The 15,815-nt window shown below is 64.9% G+C and carries 12 protein-coding genes; 2 read left to right on the forward strand and 10 right to left on the reverse strand.

The window, feature by feature from the left end; translation table 11 throughout:
* Positions 1-11: 11 nt before the first annotated feature.
* From ACP15R_RS21665 to ACP15R_RS21705, 9 genes are all read right to left on the reverse strand, one after another.
* On the reverse strand, positions 12-266 hold the full coding sequence (locus ACP15R_RS21665; RefSeq protein WP_424988159.1) for a formate dehydrogenase subunit delta: 255 nt from the start codon (positions 264-266) through the stop codon (positions 12-14).
* Complete coding sequence (gene fdhD / locus ACP15R_RS21670; RefSeq protein ID WP_424988160.1) at positions 256-1,068, reverse strand: formate dehydrogenase accessory sulfurtransferase FdhD; 813 nt, start codon at positions 1,066-1,068, stop codon at positions 256-258. The genes ACP15R_RS21665 and fdhD overlap by 11 nt, the downstream gene beginning before the upstream one ends.
* A 4-nt stretch (positions 1,069-1,072) precedes the next feature.
* The gene (fdhF, locus tag ACP15R_RS21675) at positions 1,073-3,982 is read right to left on the reverse strand and encodes a formate dehydrogenase subunit alpha (protein WP_424988161.1); all 2,910 of its coding nucleotides are present in this window, start codon (positions 3,980-3,982) and stop codon (positions 1,073-1,075) included.
* On the reverse strand, positions 3,979-5,487 hold the full coding sequence (locus ACP15R_RS21680) for an NADH-ubiquinone oxidoreductase-F iron-sulfur binding region domain-containing protein (protein ID WP_424988162.1): 1,509 nt from the start codon (positions 5,485-5,487) through the stop codon (positions 3,979-3,981). Before ACP15R_RS21680 ends, fdhF begins: the two co-directional genes overlap by 4 nt.
* Positions 5,484-5,960 carry a formate dehydrogenase subunit gamma gene (locus tag ACP15R_RS21685; RefSeq protein WP_424988163.1) on the reverse strand — a complete coding sequence of 159 codons (477 nt, stop codon included), beginning with the start codon at positions 5,958-5,960 and terminating at the stop codon, positions 5,484-5,486. The genes ACP15R_RS21680 and ACP15R_RS21685 overlap by 4 nt, the downstream gene beginning before the upstream one ends.
* 92 nt (positions 5,961-6,052) lie before the next feature.
* Positions 6,053-6,940 (reverse strand): LysR family transcriptional regulator, encoded by an 888-nt coding sequence (locus ACP15R_RS21690; protein ID WP_424988164.1) that lies wholly within the window; start codon positions 6,938-6,940, stop codon positions 6,053-6,055.
* Between the two features lie 65 nt (positions 6,941-7,005).
* Positions 7,006-8,727 carry an OFA family MFS transporter gene (locus tag ACP15R_RS21695; RefSeq protein WP_424988165.1) on the reverse strand — a complete coding sequence of 574 codons (1,722 nt, stop codon included), beginning with the start codon at positions 8,725-8,727 and terminating at the stop codon, positions 7,006-7,008.
* Positions 8,728-8,977: 250 nt separating this feature from the next.
* Positions 8,978-10,915 (reverse strand): sensor histidine kinase, encoded by a 1,938-nt coding sequence (locus ACP15R_RS21700; RefSeq protein ID WP_424988166.1) that lies wholly within the window; start codon positions 10,913-10,915, stop codon positions 8,978-8,980.
* Between the two features lie 3 nt (positions 10,916-10,918).
* The gene (locus ACP15R_RS21705; protein WP_424988167.1) at positions 10,919-12,271 is read right to left on the reverse strand and encodes a sigma-54-dependent transcriptional regulator; all 1,353 of its coding nucleotides are present in this window, start codon (positions 12,269-12,271) and stop codon (positions 10,919-10,921) included.
* Between the two features lie 232 nt (positions 12,272-12,503).
* Here ACP15R_RS21705 and ACP15R_RS21710 point away from each other — a divergent pair, with 232 nt between their 5' ends.
* Positions 12,504-13,166, forward strand: coding sequence for a potassium channel family protein (locus ACP15R_RS21710; protein ID WP_424988168.1), 663 nt, complete (start codon positions 12,504-12,506; stop codon positions 13,164-13,166).
* A gap of 17 nt (positions 13,167-13,183) precedes the next feature.
* Complete coding sequence (locus ACP15R_RS21715) at positions 13,184-14,527, forward strand: TrkH family potassium uptake protein (RefSeq protein WP_424988169.1); 1,344 nt, start codon at positions 13,184-13,186, stop codon at positions 14,525-14,527.
* An 87-nt stretch (positions 14,528-14,614) separates the two neighbouring features.
* Here ACP15R_RS21715 and ACP15R_RS21720 read toward each other — a convergent pair whose 3' ends face one another.
* Entirely contained in the window at positions 14,615-15,796 is a 1,182-nt protein-coding gene (locus ACP15R_RS21720) for an OsmC family protein (protein ID WP_424988067.1), read from the reverse strand.
* Positions 15,797-15,815: the final 19 nt, after the last annotated feature.

The following is a 15,815-nucleotide window of genomic DNA, read 5'->3' on the forward strand; positions in this document are numbered from 1 at the left end:
GATCGTCCGTCTCACCTTGTCAGGGATTTGTCAATTCGCCTTGTGCCGAAGGGCACAGAGTTCGCCTTGTGCCGAAGGGCGCTGAGAACGACATCGTCAAGCCCGGCCCCGCCGGCCTCAGCATGGGCGCGCAGCTGGGCGCGCATGCGCGGTTCCCAGAAATCGGAGATATGCGCGGCCACCATGGCGGGCGCATCCTGACCCGGCTGGGTTTTGAAGAAGGTGGCGATCTGGTTCGCCATGCGGATCATCTTGTCAGGCGACATGCGCGGCCTCTTGGCTGATGCGGTGGGGGTGGGAATAGAGTTCGAATCCGCCGCCACGGGCAAAGGCGGCGAGGGTGATCCCGGCATGATCGGCCAGGCGCACGGCGGCCCCGGTGGGCGCGGACACCGCGATCAGGACCGGGATGCCCGCAAAGGCACATTTCTGCACCAGCTCCACCGACAGGCGCGAGGTCATGACGGCAGCGCCGGTTGCCGGGTCGCGGCCCCGTCGCCACACCGCGCCGATCAGCTTGTCCAGCGCGTTGTGGCGGCCCACATCCTCGCGCGCGAGGGTCACGCCGCGGCCGGGCACAAGAAACCCCGCCGCATGGGTGGCGCGGGTCAGGTCGTGCAGGCCCTGATGATCGCGAAGCGCCTCGGTCGCCCCCGACATCTCGGCCACCGACAGGCGCAGACCATAGGCCACCCCCGGCACCGCGCGCAACGCCTGTTGCAGGCTGTCAATGCCACAGAGGCCGCAGCCAACCGGCCCGGCCATGCCGCGCCGCCGTTCGGACAGGGCCGCGGCCCGGTCGCCGCGCAGCCAGAACCGGGCCTCGATCCCATCGGCATGTTCGACGATCTCGAACCCTTCGATCTGTGCCGGGTCGCTGACGATGCCCTCGGTCAGGGCAAAGCCGTGGGCGAAATCCGCCAGGTCGTCAGGCGTCGCCATCATCACCGCCTGGGTCGTGCCATTGAACACAAGGGCAACGGGCACCTCTTCGGGCAGGGCGCGGTGAATGGTGCGGGTCTCGTCGGCGCGATGGGCCCGGCCCGGTATGCTGATATGCGCGGGCATCGGCCTATTCCGCCGCCGGCCGGATGCGGCGCGACCGTTCGGCCTGCGCCGCATAGTCTTCCTGCCAGTCCGTGGGCCCGTTGGACGCCGACACCTGCACCGCCGTCACCTTGTATTCCGGACAGTTCGTGGCCCAGTCGGAATAATCCGTGGTGATCACGTTGGCCTGGGTGTCGGGATGGTGAAAGGTCGTATAGACCACGCCGGGGCTGACGCGATCGGTGACCTTTGCCCTGAGCGTCGTTTCCCCCGAGCGCGAGGCCAGCCGCACCCAATCGCCATCGGCCAGCCCCCGGTTCTCCGCATCATGCGGGTGGATTTCCAGCTCGTCACGCCCATGCCACACCACGTTGTCGGTGCGCCGGGTCTGGGCGCCCACGTTGTATTGCGACAGGATGCGCCCGGTCGTCAGCAACAACGGAAAGCGCGGTCCGGTCTTTTCATCCGTCGCCACGTATTCGGTGACGATGAACCGCCCCTTGCCCCGGACAAACCCGTCCACATGCATGAGCGGCGCACCATCGGGGTGTGCCTCGTTGCAGGGCCATTGCACCGATCCTTTCTCTTCCAGCAGATCATAGGTCACATTGGCAAAGCTGGGCGTGGTGGCGGCGATTTCCGCCATGATCTGCGCCGGATGGGTATATGACCAACCCGCGCCCATGGCGTTCGCCAGCAATTGTGTCACCTCCCAATCGGCATAGCCGTTCCTGGGGGCCATGACACGGCGTACCCGGTTGATGCGCCGCTCGGCATTGGTGAATGTGCCGTCCTTCTCCAGAAAGGTCGATCCGGGCAGGAAAACATGCGCGTAATTCGCGGTTTCGTTCAGGAACAGGTCATGCACGATGACGCATTCCATCGCCGCAAGCCCCGCCGCGACATGTTTGGTATCGGGATCGGATTGCAGGATGTCCTCGCCCTGGCAATACAATCCCTTGAAGCTTCCTTCGACGGCGGCATCCAGCATGTTGGGAATGCGCAGCCCCGGCTCGGGATCGATCTCGACGCCCCATGTGCTCTCGAAAATCGCGCGCACTTCGGGCAGTTTCACATGACGGTAGCCCGGCAGTTCATGAGGGAAAGACCCCATGTCGCAAGACCCCTGCACGTTGTTCTGCCCACGCAGAGGGTTCACGCCAACGCCCGGCCGCCCGATATTGCCGGTCAGCATGGCAAGGTTGGCAATGCCCATGACGGTGGTTGATCCCTGGCTGTGCTCGGTCACGCCCAGCCCGTAATAGATCGCACCGTTGCCGCCGCGCGCAAAGGTGCGGGCCGCCGCGCGCAGCTCTTGCGCGGGCACACCGGTCAACAGCTGGTTTGCCTCGGGGCTGTGACGCGGGTCGCTGACGAAGTCTGCATAGACCTGAAACTCGTCCCAGTCACAGCGTTCGCGGATAAACGCCTCGTCCATCAACCCCTCGGTCACGATCACATGGGCCAGCGCGGTGATCACGGCAACATTGGTGCCCGGCGACAGGGCCAGGTGATGCGCCGCCCGCACATGCGCCGATTTGACCAGGTCGATCCGGCGCGGATCGATCACGATCAGCTTGGCCCCTGCGCGCAGACGCTTTTTCAACCGGCTGGCGAAAACCGGGTGACCATCGGTCGGGTTGGCGCCGATGACGATCACCACATCGGTCTGTTCGACACTGTCGAAATCCTGCGTTCCGGCGCTGGTGCCAAAGGTCTGGCCCAGGCCGTAACCCGTCGGCGAATGGCAGACGCGGGCGCAGGTGTCGGTGTTGTTGTTGCCGAAAACCGCACGGGTCAGCTTTTGCACCAGAAAGGTTTCCTCGTTGGTGCAGCGGCTCGACGTGATGACACCGATGGATTTCCTGCCATACCTGTCTTGCAGGCCCCGCAGGCGGCTGGCGGCGAAATTCAGCGCCGCGTCCCAGCTGACTTCGCGCCAGGGTTCGTCGATCGTGTCGCGGATCATCGGCTTCAGGATGCGGTCCCTGTGGGTCGCGTACCCATAGGCAAAGCGCCCCTTGACACAGCTGTGACCCCGGTTCGCCTTGCCGTGTTTATAAGGCACCATGCGCACCAGGTCGTCGCCCTGCATTTCCGCCTTGAAGGTACAACCGACGCCGCAATAGGCGCAGGTGGTGATGACCGAACGGTCGGGCGTGCCCATCTCGATGATGGATTTCTCTTGCAGGGTCGCGGTGGGACAGGCCTGTACACAGGCCCCACAGGACACGCAGTCAGAGGACAGGAAATCATCCCCCGCGCCGCCCGCCGATACCCGGCTGTCAAACCCGCGCCCCGAAATGGTCAGGGCAAATGTCCCCTGGACCTCTTCGCAGGCGCGCACACACCGGTTGCAGACGATGCATTTGGAGGGATCATAGGTGAAATACGGGTTGCTGTCGTCCTTGGGCAGCCATTCCGGGTTGGCAGCGCCCGATGTGTCGCGGGCGGTGAAGTGATTGGCAAGCCCGCCGCTTTGCGGGGCCTTGAAGCGCACGTCGCGCAGGCCAACGGCCCCGGCCATATCCTGCAATTCGCAATCCCCGTTGGCGGCGCAGGTCAGGCAATCCAGCGGGTGATCGCTGATATAGAGCTCCATCACGCCCTTGCGGAGCTTGCGCAGCTTGGCCGAGTTGGTATCGACAACCATGCCCGCCGCCGCCGGCGTGGTGCAAGAGGCCGGCGTGCCGCGCCGTCCCTCGATCTCGACCGCACACAGGCGGCAGGAGCCAAACGCCTCGAGATTGTCCGACGCGCAGAGCCTGGGGATCTGGATGCCCAGTTCTGCGGCTGCGCGCAGGACAGACGAGCCTTCGGGGACCGTGACCTCGAACCCGTCAATGGTCAGCGTGACGGGCTTGCCCGCCTTGGCGGGTGTGCCCATGTCACGGTCATCTTGCGAACCATTCGGGGGAATGATGAAATCCTTCATTCTGCGGCCTCCTTGTGCCGGGCGAAATCGTCGGGAAACCGGGTCACGGCGGACATCACGGGGAAAGGCGTGAACCCTCCCAATGCGCAGAGCGAGCCGTCCTGCATGGTCTCGCACAGGTCGGCGAGCAGGGGCAGCGCCGCGGTGTCGCCTTCGGCGATACGGTCGATGGTTTCCACGCCCCGCACCGCGCCGATGCGGCAGGGCGTGCATTTGCCACAGCTTTCGACCGCGCAGAATTCCATCGCGAACCGCGCCTTGCCCAGCATGTCGGTGCTGTCGTCAAACACCGTCAGCCCCGCATGGCCGATCAACCCGCCCGCCGCGTCGAGCTCTTCGTATCCCAGCGGCGTGTCGAATTCCGTGACCGACAAATAGGCCCCCAGCGGGCCGCCAACCTGCACCGCCTTCACTGGTCGCCCGGAACGGGTGCCGCCGCCAAGATCCATGACCACCTCGCCAAGGGAGATGCCAAAAGCGGTTTCAAACAACCCGCCCCGCGACACGTTCCCGGCGATCTGCAACGTCACCGTGCCACGCGAGCGGCCAAGACCGAAATCGGCATAGTGCTGCGCGCCCTTTTCAAGGATCACCGGCACAGTGGCGAGGCTGATCACGTTGTTCACCACGGTGGGACGGCCAAGGAACCCTTGCAGCGCCGGCAGCGGTGGCTTGGCGCGCACCACGCCACGCTTGCCTTCGAGCGAGTTCAGCAGCGAGGTTTCCTCGCCGCACACATAGGCCCCGGCCCCCTTGCGGATCTCCATGTCGAACGCCTTGCCCGAGCCGAGCACGTCCTTGCCCAGAACACCCGCCGCACGGGCAATCTCGACCGCGCTTGTCATCACCGTGATGGCATCGGGATATTCCGAACGCAGATAGACATAGCCCCGTGTCGCCCCCACGCCGACCCCGGCAATGGCCATGCCCTCGATCAGGGTAAAGGGATCACCCTCCATCAGCATCCGGTCGGCAAAGGTGCCGCTGTCGCCCTCGTCGGCATTGCAGATGATGTATTTTTGCGGGCCGTCCGCGTCATGCACGGTCTGCCATTTGATGCCGGTCGGGAAACCCGCCCCGCCGCGCCCGCGCAGGCCGGATGCCTTGACCGTATCAACGATCTCTTGACCGGTCATGGCGAGGGCGCGGCGCAGGCCCGTCAGCCCCCCATGCGCCTCGTATTCACGCAGGGACAGCGGATCGATCACGCCTACGCGGGCAAAGGTCAGCCGGGTCTGGCGTTTCATCCAGTCCAGTTCCTCGACCGGGCCAAGCGCCTTGGGGCTGGTGCCATCCAGAATGCCCGCCACGTCGTCGGGTTCGACCGGGCCAAACCCGTAGCGCACCCCGTCGCGCTCGATCTCGATCAGCGGCTCGAGCCAGATCATCCCGCGCGTTCCCGTGCGGATGATCTCGGCTTCGGGTGCTGCGGCGCGCAGGGCGGCGGCGACATCCTCGGCCCCCAGGGCCTTGGCGGCGCTGTCCATCGGCAGGAAAATCCTCATGCGCCCGCCTCCGCGACAACCCTGTCCAGCCTGGCCCCGTCCACACGGCCGATCACCCGGTCATCGATCATCGCCGCCGGGGCGCAGGCACAGAGCCCAAGGCAATAGACCGGTTCGATTGTCACCGCGCCGTTCACGGTGGTGCCATGCCAATCCAGCCCCAGCCTGGCGAGCAGCGTCTCCGCCAGCGCCGCGCCACCCACCGCCTGGCAGGATTCGGCGCGGCAAAGCCTGAGCACATGGCGCCCGGCGGGGGCCTGCCGGAAATCGTGGTAAAAGGTGATGACCCCGTGCAACTCTGCGCCGGTGATATTCAGCACATCGCAGATCGGCCCATGCGCCGCCTCGGGGATATGTCCGAACCTGTCCTGAAGATCGTGCAATATCGGCAATAACGGACCCTCGCGCCCGGCATGGGCGGTTACGAGAGCGTGCAGTTCCTCGTCTGAGGGTGGAGATGCGGCTGGTTGCATGGTCTGGCCCCTTGGTTGAGTCAGGCCCAGTCAATCAGCCGCTATATTCACGAATCAATATCGGGTTTCCGTCAGGCGATAGAGAATTCCTATCAAGGATCTGCCGCCAGCCGCCGCGCCTCGCGCAGCAGCGCGTCAAGCACCGGCGTATGCGGCTCGCGGTAGGGCGCGATCAGTCCGACGCTGTGATCCGGCTCCTTGCCCTGCATCGGCACCACCGTCAGCGGCTTGCCGGCAATGAGAAACCGCGCCATGTCCTCGGGCAGCACCGTCAGGTATCCGCCGGATTCCACATGCGCCACCAGCACGATCGCGGAATTGGACTCGACGCTGGCCGCCGGGGTCACGCCGACCGATGCAAAGTTGCGGTTGATGATGCGGCGGTTCTGCATGTCCGGCGTCAACAGGCACAGTTTCCGGTCGAACAATTCGCGCCACCCCACCGCGCTGCGATGGGCGAATTCCGATCCGGACTGGCAGATCAGCATGAAGCGTTCTTCGTAGAGCGGCTCGCTGCTGACCCGGCCCATGGGTTCGTTGTCGAGATAGGATATCCCGGCATCCACCTCGTGATTGTCGAGCATCGACAGGATTTCGCTCGAGGTGCGCGACAGGATGCGGAACCGGACATTCGGGTTCTTGGCGCTGAACCGTGTCGACAGCCGCGAAGCCCAGGTCAGCGCCGTGGGGATCACCGCGATGCGCAACTGCCCGGACAGGCCGTGTTTCTTGAACCGCATTTCCTCGCGCAGCTGGCGGGCGTCGCCGACGATCTTCCTGGCCCAGACAAGCGCGCTCTGTCCTTCCGGGGTAAGCCCGCCAAATCGCGAGCCGCGATAGACCAGCTGCACCCCCAGCTGGGCCTCGAGCTGCTTGATCCCGGCGGACAGGGTTGGCTGGGCGATGTTCAGCCGCTCGGCGGCACGTCCGAAATGGCTTTCGCGGGCGAGGGCGATGAACATTTCCAGCTTGTCGAGCATCGGGGGCTTTCCGGCGGTGTTGGGTCAGGGGGCCGGGACATCTGTAAACGTCCCGGCCGCCCTTGTCATTCGCCCGGAACGGCCTGGAGCCTGGGCTCTTCGTGGTGGTGATGTGCCTTGACCGGCTTCATCAGCAGGTTGGCAAACAACGCCACGACCAGCAGCGCCGCCATGCAATACATCGTGGTGTTGTAGAGCGAGGGCGTCGGGTCGATCGTGCCGGCGGGGGCGATCTCCATCAGCTTGGCGATGGTCACCGTCTTGGCCGCGACCAGTTGATCCAGCTGCGCCAGCGGCGCGCCGAATTTCCCGGCAAAGGCGGCCGGATCGACCTTGGCGGCCAGGTCCTGGATCGCGTTCGTCACCGACATCTGCCGCAGCGAGGTGATGGCCAGCGGCCCAAGCACACCCGCGGTCGACCACGCGGTCAGCAACCGCCCGTGGATGCCCCCCACATGCATGGTGCCGAACATGTCCGCCAGATAGGCCGGGATCGTCGCGAACCCGCCGCCATACATCGAAAAGATGATCATCGTCGCTGCGTAAAAGCCGATCAGGTAGATCATCGCCGGGTTGGTGGCCACGGCAGAGGCGAAATAGGGGATCGACATGTATAGCAGCGTGCCGAGCACGAAAAAGCACATATAGGTCGCCTTGCGCCCGATGTAATCCGATGTCGAGGCCCAGAAGAACCGGCCCACCATGTTGAAGACCGAGATCATCAGCACATAGGTCGAGGCAAAGCCCGCCGTCACCACCAGCGGCATCACCGTGCCGAAAATCTCGGACATCATGGTCTTGGCCACGCCGATCACCCCGATGCCCGCCGTCACGTTAAAGCAGAGCATGATCCAGAGCTGCCAGAATTGCGGGGTCTTGAGCGCCTGGTCGATATGCACGTTGCTATCGCTGACCATGCCCGAGGCCACGGGTTTCGGGGTCCACCCGGCGGGTTTCCAACCCTGTGCGGGCACGCGGTACTGGAACGCGGCAAGGATCATCACGACGAAATAGAAGATCCCCAGCGTCATGAAGGTTTGCGCCGCGCCGGTGGCGCCGGTCCCGACCACATAGACACCGGCCTGCCCGCCGAAATCGGCGACCTGCGCGGCAGAGGCGATCACCACCTCGACGCGCCCGCTCGCGGTTTCGGCAAAGACCCGCCCGCCTTCGACCACGGTGGCCACCGCATCCTGCGCGCCGAGATAGTCGGGTGCCTTGGCATAGAGGTTCAGAAGCCAGCCCTTGACCGGGGCCGCGATCATCGCGCCGCCGCCAAAGCCCATGATCGCCATGCCCGTCGCCATGCCCCGCCGGTCCGGGAACCAGCGGATCAGCGTCGAAACCGGCGACACATAGCCAAGCCCCAGGCCACAGCCGCCCAGCACCCCGTAGCCGAGATAGACCAGCCAGAGCTGGTGGCTGGAGATCCCCAGCGAGCCGATGATGAACCCGCCGCCCCACAGGAACGCGGCGACCACCCCGACCATGCGGGGGCCGACCTCTTCGAGCCATTTGCCCGCAAAGGCAGCGGCGAGGCCGAGAAACACGATGGCCACGGAAAAGATCCACACCACCGAGCTCAGGCTCCAGTCATCGGCGCTGGACGCGACCACGCCCAGCTCGCGCGTCAGCGGCGGGTTGAAGACCGACCACGCATAGACCGAGCCGATACACAGGTGAATGGCGATCGAGGCCGGCGGCACCCGCCAGCGGTTGAATCCGGGTTCGGCGACGATGTGGCTCTTGTGCAAAAAGCCCAACGCACCGGGCGCGGCATTGCTCATGACTGTTCCTCCCTTTGGTGTTTCCGCCGGGCCCTCCTCCGGGCGCGCGGGTGGCATGCAATCGCATGCATCACCAGAAAAGGACGATAGAGCCTTGCAAGGTCAAGAAGATTTTATTAGCGTTATCAGTATCTTATGCGACATTCTGTCCGAGTCCGCGGGGCAGGAGGGCCGCATCTGGAACAATCTGTCCCGCACAGGCCCCCAAGTGCTCCGGATTTGCGGACATTCTGTCCCGACCGGGCCGCGCTCAGATTTTTTCCACCGGCAGGCGCACCTGGAACCGGCTGCCGGTGCCCGGGGTCGATTGCGCGGTGATCTGACCGCCCGCGCGACTCACGATCTGGCGGCTGATCGACAGGCCCAGTCCGGTGCCCTGCGCCTGTTTGGTGGTAAAGAACGGATCGAAAATGCGCGCCAGCGTCGCCGGGTCGATGCCCTCGCCCGTGTCCGCCACCGTCAGGATGATCTCTTCCGCCGTTTCGGCGGTGGTCACGTGCAGCGCACCTCCGCCGGGCATGGCATGCACCGCGTTCAGGATCAGGTTGACGATCACCTGCTGCAATTCGGTGCGCGAAATGCGGACCGCGGATGTGCTGGTGGTTTCAACCGAACAGGTGATCCCCGCGCTCTGGACCTGGTGGCGGGTCAGCACCAGGCAATCCTGCAACACCTGCGACGGGTCCACCAGCCGATCCGTACCGGAATATTCCTCGGGGCGGGCGAAATGCAGCAGTTTCGAGACGATGACCCCTATGCGATAGACCTGGTCGTCGATCAGGCGGAATTCCTCGTCCGCCCGTTGCGCGGCGTCGCCGAGATTGCTGCGGGCCAGGTCCAGATTGCCCTGGATCACCGCCACCGGGTTGTTGATTTCATGCGCGACCGAGGCGGTGATTTCCCCCACGGCGGCGAGCTTTTCCGAGATGATCAGGCGCTCGGTGGTCTGTTCCAGCTGCTGATTGGCCGCGTGCAGATCGCGGGTGCGGTCCTCGACCCGCTGCTCCAGCGTCTCGCCCCATTCGCGCAGCGCCCGGTCTCGCTGTTCCAGACCGTCAAGCAGGCTGTCGAAATGCCGCGCCACCTGGGCGATCTCGCCATCGGCCTCGATCGGTGGCGTGCGCGCGCCCAGATCGCCGCTTTCGACCCGGTCGATGGTGCGGGTCATGCCTTCGAGCGGGCGAAAGATGCGCCCGGCCCATCGCAGGAACACCGGCACCGAGGCCAGCGTGATCAGCAGGAAGGCCACGGTCAGGGTGATGACCGAATTGCGCTTGGCCGCGCTGAACGGTGTTTCGAGGAACCCCACATAGAGCATCCCGACCGGCGTGCCAAAGCTGTCGAGGATCGGTTCATAGGCCGAGATATACCAGTCGTTCACCACAAATGCGCTGTCCAGCCAGACCCGCCCTTCGCCCAGAACCTGGGCGCGAACCTCGGCAGAGACACGGGTGCCCAGGGCGCGGACATTTTCAAACAGCCGCACATTGGTCGAGATGCGCACATCGTCCAGGAACAGCGTCGCGGTGCCCTGGCTGCCCTCGGGCAGGCTTTCGTCCCGATAGACCAGCGCGTTGATCGTATCGATGAAATCGAGGTTCCGGTTCAGCAGCAGCCCCCCCACCAGCGCCGCCCGCGTCCCGTCGGGCAGGATCAGCGGCGCGGCGGAATGAATGACCAGCCCGCGCGTCTCGACCGACCGGTCGCTGGGCACCGCGCCACGGGTCGCAACCAGCGGGATCTCGGCGCGGGCCGCCAGTTCGGGCGACAGCGACGCCAGCCTGTCGGCACCAAACACATCGATCCGGCTCTGCCATTGCCCGCCAAGCGCGCCCCGCGCCACGGGCCAGTCATCGTCGCGGGTGATATACAGGAAATCAAAGCCCAGCCTGGCGCGCTCGGTGGCCAGGAACGCGTCATGCCCGCCCGCACCAAGCGCCCGTTGCAGATCGACCGAACGCGCGATGGCGTCAACGCGTTCGCCCGATGTTTCGATCAACTGGCCCAGGTATTGATCCGCGATGGTCAGATCCCCCGTCACCTTGTTGACAAGGATCGCGTCCACTTTGCCCGACCAACGCCAGACGGTGCCGCCCAGCAGGATCGGCAACAGCACCAGCATCGGCAGCAGCGCAATGACCAGCAGCCGCACCCGCACCGAGCGCAGCGCCTTGGGCAGGCGCGACATCCGCTAGAGCCCCCAGGCCGCGCATTTGCGGTCAATCGTCTTGCGCGACACCCCCAGCCGCCGGGCGGCTTCGGAGCGGTTGCCGTCCAGCGCCTCGAGCGCGCGCAGGATTTCGCGTTTTTCGGTGTCCTCAAGCGGGGCGATGTCATCCGCCGTGACGGTGGTGCCAAGCGTGTCGAGGTCAAAGCGGCCAAAGATCAGCGCCCGTTCGACGAAATTGTGCAGCTCGCGGATGTTTCCCGGCCAATCGTGGCGCAGCATCGCGGAGCGGGTGGCCGGTGTCATTTCGATGCGGGGCAGGTTGAGCGCCAGCGAAATCTCGGTCTGGAACAGGTCGGCCAGCTCGATCACATCGGTGCCGCGATCCTTGAGCGGCGGCATCGGCAGTTCGATCACGTTGATGCGAAACAACAGGTCTTCGCGGAACCGGCCCTCTTGCACCGCGGCGTGCAGCGACTTGCTTGAGGCGATGACAAACCGCAGGTCCAGCTGCACGTCGCGCCCGGTGCCGATGGGCCGGATCACCCCATCTTCGAGCACCCGCAACAGGGCGGTCTGGGCGCTGGCGCTCAGGTCGCTGACATCGTCCAGGAACACGGTGCCGCCCGAGGCCTGCGCCAGCAGCCCCTCGCGCCCCGCCGTCGCACCGGGAAAGGCCCCGGCGGCATGGCCAAAGAGCTCGTATTCGATCATGTCGGCGGGGATCGCGCCACACTGGATCGTCACCAGCGGCGCCGCGCCGCGCCCGGACAGGTGGTGCAGGTGACGGGCGGCAACCTCCTTGCCCGAACCCGACGGCCCGGTGATCAGCACCGGCGTCGACAGCGGCGCGACCCGTTCCAGCAGCGCGCGCATCTCGTCAATGGCCGGTGATTCCCCGATCAGCGTCTTGCGGCGATTGCCCTGGGCGGCGGCGTCCAGTTCACGCAGCAGCAGCGCCTTTTCCCGCTTGAGCCGGGCCAGCTCCAGGCATTTCTGCAACGCGTTCAGGATCTGGTTCGACCGGAACGGTTTGATCAGGAAATCCGACGCCCCGGCCCGCATCGCATCGATGGCGGTTTGCAGGTCGGCATAGGCGGTGATCAGGATGGTGTCGGCAAACCCGCCCTTGCCGCGTTGCGCGCGCAGCCAGTCGAGCCCCTTTTGGCCGGGCATGATGTTATCGAGAACCATCACGTCATACTGGCGCGTGGACAGCAGGGTTTCGGCCGCCCCGGCATCCTCGGCGCTGTCGACCTGGCGGCAGAGCGGTTGCAGGGTCTTGACCAGGAAATGGCGCATCCCCGGCTCGTCATCGACAATCAGGATACGTGCCGCACGCAGCGGATCGTCCCCGTCCTCGGGTGATCTGAGCATGGTGTCCTCCCGGTCTCCCCGACCCGTGGTTGGCGCGGCGGTCTGCATCCGCGCCGGCGCACCCTATCTGTTGCGCCTCGTGGCGGGAACTTCAAGACCGCTCTGCCACGAATCGCACGCGCCCGCCGCCAGAGCGGGCCGGGGGATGTTCCTTGCGAATTCGCGCTTTCCCGGCCTTCCGATTGCTGCGATGCTGCATCGCAATCATCCGGCAGATCAGGATCGTTCTCTCATGGCCAAGGAAACCCGCTCTTTCGCGGTCATCGGACTCGGCGCTTTTGGAAGCACCGTCGCCACCGAACTGGCGCGGTTCGGAAACCGGGTCATCGGCGTCGATCTCGACGAACGCCGGGTCGCCCAGATCACCCCTGTGCTGGCCTCGGCGGTGATCCTCGACACCACCGATGAAATGGCGCTCAGGGATGCGGGGATCGATCAATATGACGTGGCGCTGATCGCGATTGGGCGCGACATCGAGGCCAGCATCCTCGCGACGATGAACCTCAAGATGCTGGGGCTCGGGCATATCTGGGTCAAGGCGTCGAGCAAGACCCACCATCGCATCCTGTCAAAGCTGGGCGCGGACCGGGTCATTCTGCCGGAACAGGAGATGGGGCGGCATATCGCGCAGATGCTGAACAACCCGGTGGTGCAGGATTATGCCAGCCTCGGCAACGGGTTCAGCGTGGTGAACATCGTCGTGCCCGAGCGGATGGCCGGGCGCGCGGTCGGCACGCTGGGCGTGGGAACCGCTTATGATCTGCGCCTGCTGGGGCTGATGCGGGGCACCGAGTTTCGCCCCTGCGACGACGGCGGGTTGACGCTGGCGCGGGATGACAAGCTGATCCTGCTGGGCAAGCGCGCCGAGCTGCGCCGCTTTGGCGACGCGCTCTGAACCGTGGTCATCCTGCCATGACACGCCCGTTCCGTCACATGCGCCGCCATTTGGCCGGCACCCCGCCACCGCTGATCCTGGCGGCGCTTTATGCGCTGCTGGTGGTGCTTGGGGCCGTGGCCCTGAAGCTGCCGATTTCGCATACCGTTCCGATCAGCTGGTCGGACGCGGTGTTCACATCGACCTCGGCGGTCACGGTGACCGGGCTTGCGGTGCTTGACACCGGTTCCGACCTGACCCTGGTCGGGCAGGTTGTGCTGGCCTTCCTGATCCAGATGGGCGGGCTGGGGCTTATGACATTTGCGGTGCTGATCCTCGGGGCGCTTGGCCTGCCGGTGGGGATCACCGGAACGCTCTACCTGCGCGAGGATCTGAACCAGAATTCCATGTACCAGCTCACCCGGCTGGTTGCGACCATCCTCAAGGTGGTCCTGTCCTGCGAGATCGTCGGGGCGGCGCTGCTGGGGCTGACCTTCATCCCCGAACATGGCTGGGCGCGGGGCGCGTGGGAATCGATCTTTCATTCCATCTCGGCCTTCAACAATGCCGGGTTTTCGACCTTTCCGGACGGGCTTGTGCCTTATGCCACCAACCCGGTTGTCAACACGGTGATCCCGGCGCTCTTTATCGTCGGCGGCATCGGATACGTGGTGCTGAACGATATATTCACACGCAAGAGCTGGCGGCACTGGTCGCTGCACAGCAAGATCATGCTGCTGGGTACGGCGGTCCTGATCCCGTGGTCGGTGATCATGTTCGCGGTGATGGAATGGCACAACCCCGGCACGCTGGCACAGCATGACAGCGCCATGGCGCGATTGGCCGTCAGCTGGTTTCAGGGCGTGACCACGCGCACCGCCGGCTTCAACACCACCGACATCAGCGCCCTGCATGACAGCACCTCGATGCTGTTCATCTCGCTGATGCTGATCGGGGGCGGGCCGACCTCTACCGCCGGCGGGATCAAGGTCACGACCTTTGTGGTGATGATCATTGCAACCGTCGCCTTTTTCCGCCGCCAGCAGCAGCTCCACGCCTTTGGCCGGAGCATCGCGCTCGACCAGGTGCTCAAGGTCATGGCCCTCACCGCCATCAGCGCAACACTGGTGTTTTTCGGCATCTTCCTGCTCGCCGCGTCCCATGACGGTGAATTCCTCGATGTCTCTTTCGAGGTCGCCAGCGCATTCGGCACCGTGGGCCTGTCGCGCGGCTATACCGGCGAGTTGTCGCCCTTCGGGCGCGCGGTGATCATGGTGATCATGTTTCTAGGGCGGGTCGGCCCCCTGACACTGGGCTTTTTCCTTGCAACCCAGACAACACCGCGGGTGCGCTATCCCGAGGGCAGGATTTTTCTCGGATGACTCTGGCCGCTCGGCAGGCAGGCGGGACATACCCGCCTAACCGGGGCGTTCGTGATACCCACCCGCGCCGGGCCTGTCCCAGGGGGCTCACACCCTCCTGATGCGGAGTTTGGTTTTGAGGTCTGTGCGGCAGAAGGCGTGGAGGAAGCAGGTTTGTTCCGAGATGTCGAGCATTTCGCGGGCGGTGTCGTCGGATTCGGAGGTTTCCAGGTAGACATGGGTTTCGATCGGGTCGGTCTCGCCGGCCTTGCCGGTGCCGCCGGACGCGCCGCCGAGGCTGAAATGCGTGTCCTGCACGATGCGGTAATCCGGCAGGTCGAGCTTGAGCATCGACACGAACCGCCCGAACTGGGTCATGAAACAAAACCCGATCCCCGCCGAAATCAGCGTGTTGGCGTCGGGCGCGCGGCCGTCCTCGGAGGACAGGAAGCGGAACGAGGTGCCGTAGGGCGAATATTGCATCTGCTGGATCTCCTTGATCCCGTCCGCGCGCAACTCTGCCACCGCCCCGATATTGAGCCGCCGGTCCTGCTCGTCCGCGAGGCTGCCCGCCGAACCCGAAGTGCCCAGAACCACGTCTTTTTTCGGCGTCGGGCCAACCGGTTCCATCAGCGCCAGATCGCCCGGTTCGGCTTGCGATTTCGCGAAATGGTTGCCCGGATCGGGGAACAGCGCGGCGTCCAGCTCGGCCACCTTGGCGGTCGCCAGCGCGCTGCCGTTCTTGCCCAGCTTGAACAGGCTCTCGAGCTGGCCGCGCATCAACCCGTTCAGCGGCGAGGCATAGGTCGCATCCAGCAGGAACTGGTACAGCGCCTTGTCGTCCAGGTCGCAATCGATCTCGACCTGCAGATCGATATTCTCGGCGCCACCCACCATGGTGCGCTTGGGCATCGAGCCCTTCATCGTATAGTAATTATCCTGGATCAACCTGAGCTTGCGAATCTCGACACCCCGGATTTCCGCCAGCGCGGTGATCTCGTTCATGAAGCTCGCGACCATGCCGCTCGACAGAAAGGCCAGCGGACAGGGTGCCGCGTCATGCCCGTTCAGATAGGGCCCCTCGTCCGAGACCAGCCGCCAGGTCACACCGGTCCGCGCCGAACGCACCAGCGCCTCTTTCTGAAACCCGCTCAGCGACCGCACCCAGCTGCGCAACGCATCCCCCTTGCGGTTCTGCGGCGCATCAATCGACACATCATCCGCATTCGACACACGAAAAAACGCCGGCAACGCACTGCCACGGATCAGGTCTTCTCCAAGCTTCGACATCGGGTCTCTCCTAGGCTGC

It is taken from the genome of Microbulbifer sp. S227A, from assembly GCF_049800935.1.

Excerpts from the sequence above, each read along its gene's own strand:
- ACP15R_RS21665 (WP_424988159.1), bottom strand. The coding sequence starts at position 266 with ATGTCGCCTGACAAGATGATCCGCATGGCGAACCAGATCGCCACCTTC.
- fdhD (WP_424988160.1), bottom strand. The coding sequence starts at position 1,068 with ATGCCCGCGCATATCAGCATACCGGGCCGGGCCCATCGCGCCGACGAG.
- fdhF (WP_424988161.1), bottom strand. The coding sequence starts at position 3,982 with ATGAAGGATTTCATCATTCCCCCGAATGGTTCGCAAGATGACCGTGAC.
- ACP15R_RS21680 (WP_424988162.1), bottom strand. The coding sequence starts at position 5,487 with ATGAGGATTTTCCTGCCGATGGACAGCGCCGCCAAGGCCCTGGGGGCC.
- ACP15R_RS21685 (WP_424988163.1), bottom strand. The coding sequence starts at position 5,960 with ATGCAACCAGCCGCATCTCCACCCTCAGACGAGGAACTGCACGCTCTC.
- ACP15R_RS21690 (WP_424988164.1), bottom strand. The coding sequence starts at position 6,940 with ATGCTCGACAAGCTGGAAATGTTCATCGCCCTCGCCCGCGAAAGCCAT.
- ACP15R_RS21695 (WP_424988165.1), bottom strand. The coding sequence starts at position 8,727 with ATGAGCAATGCCGCGCCCGGTGCGTTGGGCTTTTTGCACAAGAGCCAC.
- ACP15R_RS21700 (WP_424988166.1), bottom strand. The coding sequence starts at position 10,915 with ATGTCGCGCCTGCCCAAGGCGCTGCGCTCGGTGCGGGTGCGGCTGCTG.
- ACP15R_RS21705 (WP_424988167.1), bottom strand. The coding sequence starts at position 12,271 with ATGCTCAGATCACCCGAGGACGGGGACGATCCGCTGCGTGCGGCACGT.
- ACP15R_RS21710 (WP_424988168.1), top strand. The coding sequence starts at position 12,504 with ATGGCCAAGGAAACCCGCTCTTTCGCGGTCATCGGACTCGGCGCTTTT.
- ACP15R_RS21715 (WP_424988169.1), top strand. The coding sequence starts at position 13,184 with ATGACACGCCCGTTCCGTCACATGCGCCGCCATTTGGCCGGCACCCCG.
- ACP15R_RS21720 (WP_424988067.1), bottom strand. The coding sequence starts at position 15,796 with ATGTCGAAGCTTGGAGAAGACCTGATCCGTGGCAGTGCGTTGCCGGCG.